This is a genomic window from Mammaliicoccus sp. G-M28 (assembly GCF_022386595.1).
GTDB classification, from domain to species: Bacteria; Bacillota; Bacilli; order Staphylococcales; family Staphylococcaceae; genus Mammaliicoccus; species Mammaliicoccus fleurettii.
Window position 1 is genome coordinate 1 of record NZ_JAJNIF010000027.1, and the last position, 10,590, is coordinate 10,590.

A 10,590-nucleotide genomic window follows, 5' to 3' on the forward strand; every position below is an offset into this window, starting at 1 on the left:
CTTCCGTACTTGGTTCTTCAGTACTTGGCTCTTCTGTGCTCGGCTCTTCCGTGCTTGGCTCTTCAGTGCTTGGCTCTTCAGTGCTTGGCTCTTCAGTACTTGGTTCATCTGTTCTTGGTTCTTCAGTGCTTGGCTCTTCTGTGCTCGGTTCTTCAGTGCTTGGCTCTTCAGTCGAAGGATCACAATTTAATGTATTAGCATTAATCGTGCCTTCTTTTAATAATCGTCGGTCGTTACCAAATTGAACAAATCCACTCGTAACAACAGTGTTGTTTTCAGTCACTTTTTCTTGTTCTTTTAATTTATAATTTACTTTTACATTTCTTAAATTACTTCCAGCTTTTAAATCAAATGTAACTTTATTGCCTACTTTTTGATATTGAATATTTTCTCCAGTATCAGTAGTTATACTAAATTCTTTTAAGTCGAAATTCTTATTAATGTTAAGTTCAACTTGTGTTTTAGGTACAGAAAGAATTGAATTTGCTATTAATCCTGATAACCTTTTTGCAAAATTATTAATATCATTTTCAGCAATAAAATGACCTTCACTTGATGCACTATTAGCTAATCCATTTTTAATATACGGTGAAACTTGAGATTGATACTTATCATAATACTGTGTAGGTGAAGACAGCTGATTAATACTTTCCCAGAATCCTACTGACATTTCATAATCAGATGAATTTATAGTTTGCATTAAATTTTGAACTTGTGAAAGTGCCCCTTTATAATCTTGATTGTATTCTAATGAGTATGAATCCCCAGTTGTATAATCAGAAGTTTGATTATTTAGTTTATGTACGTATCCATCTAACTGAACATTGGCAACTCCATCAGTTATTAATAAAAATACAGTCTTTCTATCTTCTGACTCATTAGATCTTATACTTTTATATTGATCAATTGCATATTGAAGTCCTGTAGCAGTTGGTGTCCCGCCAGCAAGAACTAAATTATTATAAGCAGTTGTTAAGTCTTTATTCCTACTTAAGTTTTGTAAAGTTTTAGTGGAAACAGGAGTACCCCCTACTGTAGCAGTGTTTCCATTATTATATTTAACTTGATTACCACCTTGATAAGAAGTGAGCATTACTCTGTCTTCAGGATCCATTTTTTGCACGGATTGTGTAACTGCAGACTTAACACTTGCTATATTATCTTTAAAACTACCACTAGCATCTTGAATGATTACTAGATCCACCGGTCTTTTGTCTTCTTTAATATCAAAAGAAAAATCACCTTCTACCGGTCTCATGCACATGTTATCTCCATCACCTACTCTTATTGAGTGTTCGATTGGTTCATCTTTTGCTTGTATAAATTGGTCAAAATAACCAAAAATTAATAAAAAAGATGCAAATAAAAATATTGTCTTCTTCATATATCCTCCTAATGTCATTTTATGGAAATGCATTTAATGGAATTATACTATAATTAACAATCGATTTGTATGATTTTATGTAAAATATTTTCCAGTTAATAATAATATTAATTTATATTTTTAATAAATTCTTTCATTTTGAATTAATCGAATATTTATATTATTATTTCTAAAAATTACCAAAATTCTATTAGTTATATCTTTATATTTAAAGAACGATAAACACTGATCAAACTTGTTTATCATATTTTTAATGCTTACAATATAATGGAAACGGAATAGAATGATTTGGGGAATGTGGTGAAAGAATATGTTAGATAGACATGTTAAGTTAATTAAATTATTACTACTAAATAGTGAAAGTTATTTAAACGGGAATGAAATAGCTGACTATTTAATCGTTTCTAACCGAACTGTAAGAAACGATATTAAATATATTAATACTGAAATTATTGAAAATGTCATTATAAGTGTTAAAGGTCGTGGATATAGGTTAAACAAAGAGCTATATAGCATTAATGAGATTGAAAATATTTTAATACAATATACTGAAAAGAACGGGCAAACGATGATAAAGCTAGCTTATCAACTGCTTATGTATAAACAATCTGTTACTTTAGATCAATTAGCGCAAGATTTTAATTTAAATAAAAATGAAATTATAGACTATATTGCACAAATTCAATCTTGGTGTGAGTCTTTTGATATTTCAATTAAACTCGTTAAAAGAAAAGGTGTAACAATTAAAGGTAATGAAATGGATATACGAAATGCAATTCTCCATTTAAATCAGCTTTCTACTAATGATGTCAAAGTAGAAGATTTTATTATTCATGAAATCCCAAAAGCACATAGTCAGCTAATCATGTATATTATGGAACAACATTTAAATGAACAAGGTATCCAAACTTCTAAAGTGCATATACGACAATTACTTGTACACCTAATTATTATTTTCAAAAGAATTAAAGAATCAAATGAAAAATGGGACATTAACGAAGAAGCACTCGTCATTTCCCGGGCAATTATTCAAGACATTAATCAACAATTAAAATACAATTTAAGCGATGAAACAGCAAAGTTATTTTCATTCTTTATTAGTTATTATTTTGATAAATACGATCTTGGATTTAAGCATATTTTCATCCAAAGTTATATAGATAGACTGATACACCAAATGAATCTGAAAGTTGGCATCGATTTCGAGCATGATGACTTACTTCGTGAAAATATTTATTCACATTTTAGTAGAACTTATTTAAGGATTGTAAAAAATATTTATATAAACAATCCACTTACCGATGATATTAAACGACAATATCCTTTTGTTTTTAATGCATTATATGAAACTGTTAATCATCTTGAGTCAGATGCACAACTTAATTTAAGCGAGGATGAAATTGCCTTTTTAGCATTACATTTTCAATCATCAATTGATAGAAATGTACAAGAACACTTCAATATTGTCATTACGTGCTATTACGGTCTCGGCATTTCAAGTTTATTAGAAGCACGCATACAAAAACTTAACGACAAAATTAACATTACAGATACGCTAAAACTTGAAGACGTTCCTCAATATCATTTTTCTAATACTGATATACTCGTTACGACACATGAAATCGATATGGCAAACGTACCTGATTCAGTTGAGGTCGTGCACGTTTCTCCATTATTTTCTGAAGATGATGCAAATAAAATTCAAACCATTTTAAATCAAAAGCAAAACCCAATCCTAAAAAAAGATGCCTTATCACCCATTGAATTTGTATCTCAACCTATTCAACAAAATGAAACTACAACAGTAGATATTTTTGAACAAACTCAAATTATATTGGAAGATAAACATGCTATAACAAATGGTTATATCGAAAGTGCTTTAGAACGCGAAAAATTCTCCTCAACTTATATAGGAAACAATATTGCGATACCACATGGTGATCCTACACGTGTTCTTAAATCTCATGTATTGATGTTTAGACATCGGCAAGAGGTACCTTGGAAGCAACATAAAGTAAAATTGATTTTCTTTTTAGCAATCGCTGATAGAGATGCTCAAGTTATGAAAAAAATCATTCATAGTATAGCTGCACTTAGTGAACAAGACGTAGAATATTTATTAAAACTTGATGATAAACAATTCAAAAATAAAATCATAAAACGATTTAAAGAATAATTGCCACTACTAACGGCAATTATTCTTTTTTATTAGCTTTTGAATGCGTTTACAATGAACTTAAGAAGGAGATGACGTTATGAAAATATTAGCTATAACATCTTGTCCAAACGGGATAGCACATACATACATGGCTCAAGAAAAATTAGAGCAAGCTGCTAAAGAAATGGGCATAGATATAAAAGTAGAAACACAAGGTGGTGTTGGGGCAGAAAATGTACTAACATCAAAAGAAATTAGAGAAGCAGACGGCATCATTATTGCTGCTGACAGACAAGTTGATTTATCACGCTTTGACGGGAAACGATTAATTAACGAAAGTGTAAGAGAAGGTATCCACAATCCTCAACTACTTATTCAACGCATCATTGATCAAGACGCTAAAATACATCATGATAAAAATGGTAATAAACAAGCTGATGATGATGATCAAAAAAGTGGTCTACAAATGGTATACCAACATTTAATGAATGGTGTTTCCTTCATGGTTCCATTCATTGTAGTTGGTGGTTTATTAATGGCTATAGCATTAACATTAGGTGGAAATGCTACGCCAGAAGGATTGAAAATTCCAGAAGATTCATTTTGGAAATCTATAGAAAACATTGGTAGCTTAGCATTTAGTTTCATGGTTCCTATACTAGCTGGTTATATTGCGGTCAGTATTGCCGATAAACCTGGTCTAGTTCCAGGTATGATTGGTGGTGCAATTGCCGCTGACGGAAGTTTCTATGGCAGTGAAGCTGGCGCAGGTTTCTTAGGTGGTATTGTTGCTGGTTTCTTAGCTGGTTATATAGCAAAATGGATTAAAAACATCAAAATTCCAAAAGCGATGGCACCTATTATGCCAATTATAATTATTCCGATTATATCTTCAATAATAGTAGGACTCATATTTATATTTGTTATTGGAGCACCAATTGCCAGCATTTTTGAAGGATTAACAACATGGTTAAAAGGTATGCAAGGTGCAAATAGTGTCATCTTAGCCCTTATTATTGGCGCAATGATTGCATTTGATATGGGTGGTCCTGTAAATAAAGTAGCTTTCTTATTTGGATCAGCATTAATTGCTGAAAGTAACTATTCAGTTATGGGTATGGTTGCAGTAGCAGTATGTACGCCACCAATTGGATTAGGACTAGCAACATTCTTTAATAAACGTAAATTTAATAAAGGTGAAATTGAAATGGGTAAAGCTTCATTCACAATGGGACTTTTCGGTATTACTGAAGGTGCTATCCCATTTGCAGCCCAAGATCCATTACGAATTATTCCAGCAAATATGGTTGGCGCAATGGTCGCTGCCGTTATAGCATCTATAGGTGGCGTTGGAGACAGAGTAGCTCATGGTGGACCAATCGTAGCAGTACTTGGTGGTATAGATAAAATATTATGGTTCTTTATAGCCGTTATTGTCGGAAGCATCGTGACAATGCTTGTAACATTACTTTTAAAGAAAAAAGAAAAATCATTAGTCACAACTGATACTGCAGATTCAGACAGTAACCTTACATCTTCTTTCATGGGAACTGAAGATGATGATCATAAAGAAGAAACAACATCAAACACTGAAAAGAAAGAAGAAAATACAGAAACGTTCGAAGTATTTGATAAGAATGTTATAGCAATAGAAAATCGTAACATGTCTAGAGATGAAGCTATAGATAAACTTATTCAAAACTTAAAACATCATAACTATATTGAAGATGAACAAATTTTGAAAGAAGGCGTACTTAAACGTGAGTCAGAATCAACGACTGCAATAGGTATGAATGTAGCCATCCCGCACGCTAAATCAAATGTCGTAAAACAACCAGTTGTAGCAGTACTCAATAATAAAAACGGTGTAGATTGGGAAAGTTTAGATCATACACAACCAAAAATCATCTTCCTAATCGCCGTACCAAATGACAGTAGTGATACACACTTAAAACTACTACAAAGACTATCACGTACGCTGATGGACGACGAAACACGAGAACAATTAATAAATGCAGATAGTACTGATAAAATATATAATATATTGAAAGAAATATAATTTGAAGCGCTCAGTATGAATCTTGCATCTCTTAGACTAACTTGACATACTTACCTAAAAACTATACATTGAAAATAATTAAATAAATGCACTAGGGGTGTTTTAAACTGAGATGAGTATTTACTCAAACCCTTCGAACCTGAACTAGTTCATACTAGCGTAGGAAAGTGTTGGTGAAATGAATTTGTAGGGACGAATATGCCCTTTTATAAATAGCTTTCTAATTTTACACAACTTTCTTACGAGATGGTTGTGTATTTTTTTATTTAAATTTTGATTAGGAGTGATTTAAATGACGAGAACAGTATTAGTTACAGGAAGTAGTAGAGGTTTAGGTGCAACAATTGCACGTACATTAGTAAATGAAGGTCATCAAGTTATCATCAATTACAACAACAGTAAAGAATCCGCTGAACATCTTGTTGCTGAACTTGGGAATGAATGTGCTATTGCTATTAAAGCAGACGTTACAAACCGTAAAGAAGTTAATCAATTAATATCAGAAGGAACAAAACACTTTGGACAAATTGATGTTGTTGTTAATAATGCACTCGTTAACTTTAAATTTGATCCTGTTAAGCAACAACCTTTTATCGATCTTTCTTGGGAAGATTATCAACAACAAATTGATGGTACTTTAAAAGCTGCTTTTAATATCGTTCAAAGTGTGGCGCCTCAATTTATTGAAAGAAAACATGGAGCTGTTATTAGTATTGGAACAAACCTATTCCAAAATCCCGTTGTGCCATATCATGAATATACAACTGCAAAAGCCGGATTAATCGGTTTCACACGCAATATTGCAGCAGAATTAGGCCAATATGGTATTACTGCAAATGTAGTATCTGGTGGCTTACTAAAAACGACCGATGCAAGTTCAGTTACAACACCTGATGTGTTTGATTTAATTGCCCAGTCTACGCCTCTAAAAAAAGTTACAACTCCACAAGATGTTGCAAATATGGTTAGTTTTTTAGCATCAGATAAAGCAACCGGCATAACAGGGCAAAACTATACTGTTGATGGTGGTTTAACGATGAACTAGCATTTCAAACGAGAATTAAGGAGAATATGAATGAAAAAATTCAATCATGAACAACTAAACATCGGTGTCTTATTATATGGATGTGGACATCATCAAGCTGCATGGCTTATGGAAGATTCATATATCGAGCAAATTGGAGATATTTCATACTATCAATCATTGGCTCAGCTTTCAGAAAAAGGATTATTAGATGCAGTGTTTTTTGCTGATAATCAATCGTTCCCTGCTAATGCAGACAGTGAAATGCCAGCATTTTGGCTAGATCCAATTGTGAATTTAACTGCTATATCTCAAGCAACAAAACATATTGGATTAGTTTCAACAATATCAAGTTCTTTCTCAAATCCTTATACTGCAGCTAGACAACTTTTAACGCTTGATCATGCTACTAATGGACGCGTCGGTTGGAACTTAGTTACATCTATGTCCGACTTAGAAGCACAAAACCATAGTATGCCTGCTCTCCCACCACACGACAGAAGGTATCAACAAGCTTATGAGTTTGCTGATTTAATGGATAAATTGTTCACTTCTTGGCATAAAAAAGATTTCATACATTCGCGAACAACAAATCAATTGATTAAACACGAACATATTCATTCTTTTAATCATTCTGGAGAGCATTTTCAAGTCAATGGACCTTTATCGACACCAAGCAGTCCACAAGGTAAACCTGTCGCTATGCAAGCAGGCGCTTCTAAACAAGGAATTGCTTTAGCAGTCAAACATGCTGATGCTGTCTATTCTGTTTCTTGGAATTTGAAACAAGCAAAAGCCTATAGAACCAAATTAAACAACGCGATTCAGCAAAGTAACACTCCGAATAAATACATTAAAGTATTCCCTGGATTAGTAACTTATGTGGCTGAAACGCATGAAGAAGCTTTGCTTAAAAAAGAAAAATTAGATAAACGACTTCCAATAGAAAATGCTATAAAACAACTTAGCACTTTTGTAAGACAAGACTGTACAAAATGGTCATTAGATGAACCCGTTCCGGAATTGCCTCCAGTAGAATCATTCGATGGTCCAGTAGGCAGATATGAAACTATTTTAGAAATTATTGAAGACACCCAACCTACAGTAAGAGCATTATTAGGTTATCTCAATGCTGGCGGTGGGCATCTTACTTTAATAGGGACACCTGTTGAAATTGTAGATGAAATGGAACGTTGGTTTAAATTAGGCGTAGCTGACGGCTTTAATTTAATGCCCCCTACTCTTCCATATAGTTTAGAAGACTTTGTAAAATTTATTATTCCAGAGTTACAACGTCGTGGACTTTATCGTGAATATTACTCAGGAAATACTTTTAGAGAATATTTAAATTTACATTAAAAAATAATATGAGATAAATAAATGACGATAACTACAGAAATCGAGCTGAATAAAGTAGACATAAAGACAAGTTCTGCCGCCAATTCTGGATAATTATCATATTCTTGAGCAATAACCGAACTATTTACAGATGTCGGCATAGCTGAAGCAATAAATAAAGTTTGTGCAATAACACCATCCAACCCCATGCATTTTATAATAACAAGTGCAATCGCTGGACCAACTATCAGTCGAACAAATATATAAATATACGATGACGACCATCTGAAGTTAATTTTAATGTTCGCAATTTGAGCACCTAATAGAATTAAAGCAACTGCAATCATGGCGTCAGACAAATAACTAACTGTTGTCCACATAAATTCAGGAATTGGAATATGATTGTAGTTTAAGATGATTGCTAGTAAAAGCGCATAAATAATCGGCATCTTAAAATAATTAATGAGTGCTTTAAGTTTACCTAATTGAACAGATTGAATCGCAAAGACACCATATGTAAACGTAAAGATATTTTGTAAAGTTAACACAATCACTTGCGCTGACATTGCTAGTGGATCACTCTTAAAAACAATATCATTTAATGGTGCACCATAATTACCAGAGTTAAAAAAGAGCACGCTGTTCGTCAATGTCGTCTCTTTACCTTTATCTAAATTCTGTATTTTTGCCAATGCGAAAGCAACGATATATAACATCACGATGTAAATAATAAAGAAGATAACAATAGAAAACAGTAAATTAACAGCTAAGTCAGCGTTGTAGAACTTCGCAAAAATAAACCCTGGAACGAACACGTTAATATTCAATTTAGCTAACGTTCTCAAGTCTAACTTAACACGCTTTTGTAGAACATAACCTAATCCTGTCATTAGAAAGATAGGTACAACAACAGTAAGTAAAATATTGAACATTTCAGCCAAAAAAACACCCCCTCTTTCAAGTAACAAATGCTATTGATTACATTTATCATAACATTGTTAACAACTTGTTGGAGGGGGTATTTTCAGCGAGTACGTTATAACAAAAACGAGGCTAGGACATTTAACTTGTCCTAGCCTCGTTTCACACTATAATAAATCTTTACTCGTTATATTTGAAACAGCTCATAAATTTACTATATAAATAAGAATTATAAAATTTTCGAATTTTTTAGTAAATTCTGTTTATTTTATTGAAAAATATTTTCATAAGTACTATGATTAGTTTTAATATGTTTTTTTAAACATAGTTTTTATACATACGAAGGAGAGTCAATCATGAGTGAAAAAAGTAATCTTGTTACTTCAACACAGAATATTATTGAAGAAGCATTATATAAATTAGGTTATGATGAAGGCCTTTACGAGCTTATTAAGGAACCTGCTAGATTCTTAAAAGTTCGCATACCAGTAAAAATGGATGATGGTTCAGTACAAACTTTTACAGGCTATCGTTCTCAACATAATAGTTCAGTAGGACCGACTAAAGGTGGCGTTCGTTTCCATCCAGATGTCGACGAAAATGAAGTCAAAGCTTTATCTATGTGGATGACTTTGAAATGTGGCATCGTTAATTTACCTTATGGTGGTGGTAAAGGGGCCATTCAATGTGACCCTCATAATATGAGCAAGACAGAACTTGAACGATTATCTAGAGGTTTTGTCAGAGCAATATCTCAAATTGTCGGACCTTCTAAAGACATTCCGGCACCTGATGTGTACACGGATGCTCAAATTATGTCGTGGATGATGGACGAATATAGTTTGATGCATAAAGTAAATGCGCCAAACTTTATCACAGGTAAACCGATTGCATTAGGTGGTTCACTTGGACGTGAACAAGCGACTGCATTAGGTGCTGTTATTACAATCGAAGAAGCGGCTAAACGTAAAAATATTAACATAAAAGATTCACGTGTTGTCATTCAAGGATTTGGTAATGCTGGTAGCTTTATCGCTAAAATTCTACATGATAAGGGTGCGAAAATTGTCTGTATTTCTGAAAGTCGCGGTGCATTATATGATCCTGATGGTTTAGATATTGATCATTTATTAGAACTGCGTAAAGAACATGGTAGAATCACACCTTTATTTGATAATCTTATTACAAATAGTGAATTATTTGAAATTGATTGTGATATTTTAGTACCAGCAGCGTTAGCTAACCAAATCACTACTCAAAATGCCGGTGATATTAAAGCAACTATTGTAGCTGAAGCTGCTAACGGCCCTACTACACAGGAAGCTACACGCATCCTTACTGAGAATGGTGTATTATTAATTCCAGACGTATTAGCTAGTGCTGGTGGCGTAACTGTTTCCTACTTTGAATGGGTTCAGAACAATCAAGGTCTTTATTGGACTGAAAAAGAAGTCAATGATTTATTAAAAGAAAAGATGGTTGAAGCTTTTGATAAAGTGTATGAAATATCTCAAAGTCGACATTTAGATATGAGATTATCTGCCTATGTCGTAGGAGTTAGACGAACTGCCGAAGCAACCCGTTTCAGAGGTTGGGCTTAGCATTATATATAAAGTAAACATACTAAGATTAGCTATGAAGAAATCTATGACGATAGATTTTTTCATAGCTATTTTTTATAGTTATAGAGAGAGGTAGACTGTGCG

The 10,590-nt window shown here is 33.1% G+C and carries 6 protein-coding genes, 2 pseudogenes and 1 riboswitch; of the genes and pseudogenes, 6 read left to right on the top strand and 2 right to left on the bottom strand.

The genetic code is table 11. The annotated features are described in order from the left end of the window. Window positions 1–1,384: vWA domain-containing protein (locus tag LQ609_RS12365; protein ID WP_239734831.1), on the bottom strand; the 1,384-nt coding region annotated here is incomplete at its 3' end. 310 nt (window positions 1,385–1,694) lie between these two features. On the opposite strand from LQ609_RS12365, the gene LQ609_RS12370 reads away from it, so the two are divergent. The 5 genes and pseudogenes from LQ609_RS12370 (at window position 1,695) to LQ609_RS12385 (ending at window position 7,984) form a co-directional block, all read left to right on the top strand. Then, window positions 1,695–3,560 carry a BglG family transcription antiterminator gene (locus LQ609_RS12370; RefSeq protein ID WP_078357434.1) on the top strand — a complete coding sequence of 622 codons (1,866 nt, stop codon included), beginning with the start codon at window positions 1,695–1,697 and terminating at the stop codon, window positions 3,558–3,560. Window positions 3,561–3,639: 79 nt separating this feature from the next. Beyond that, a pseudogene (locus LQ609_RS12375) lies at window positions 3,640–5,023 on the top strand (PTS fructose transporter subunit IIC); the annotation flags it as partial. Window positions 5,024–5,166: 143 nt separating this feature from the next. After that, window positions 5,167–5,601, top strand: a pseudogene (locus tag LQ609_RS12790) (PTS sugar transporter subunit IIA); the annotation flags it as partial. An 83-nt stretch (window positions 5,602–5,684) separates the two neighbouring features. Further along, a riboswitch (TPP riboswitch) is annotated at window positions 5,685–5,784 on the top strand. 109 nt (window positions 5,785–5,893) lie between these two features. After that, complete coding sequence (locus LQ609_RS12380; RefSeq protein ID WP_078357436.1) at window positions 5,894–6,646, top strand: 3-oxoacyl-ACP reductase; 753 nt, start codon at window positions 5,894–5,896, stop codon at window positions 6,644–6,646. Between the two features lie 30 nt (window positions 6,647–6,676). Then, window positions 6,677–7,984: an NtaA/DmoA family FMN-dependent monooxygenase gene (locus tag LQ609_RS12385; RefSeq protein WP_078357437.1), complete on the top strand. Its 1,308-nt coding sequence runs from the start codon at window positions 6,677–6,679 to the stop codon at window positions 7,982–7,984. Here the strand turns inward: LQ609_RS12385 and LQ609_RS12390 are convergent. Next, window positions 7,981–8,904: an AEC family transporter gene (locus LQ609_RS12390; protein ID WP_239734833.1), complete on the bottom strand. Its 924-nt coding sequence runs from the start codon at window positions 8,902–8,904 to the stop codon at window positions 7,981–7,983. The two genes, LQ609_RS12385 and LQ609_RS12390, sit on opposite strands and share 4 nt — an antisense overlap. Before the next feature lie 336 nt (window positions 8,905–9,240). Between LQ609_RS12390 and LQ609_RS12395 the strand changes: the two genes are divergently transcribed. Next, complete coding sequence (locus LQ609_RS12395; protein ID WP_078357439.1) at window positions 9,241–10,485, top strand: Glu/Leu/Phe/Val family dehydrogenase; 1,245 nt, start codon at window positions 9,241–9,243, stop codon at window positions 10,483–10,485. Window positions 10,486–10,590: the final 105 nt, after the last annotated feature.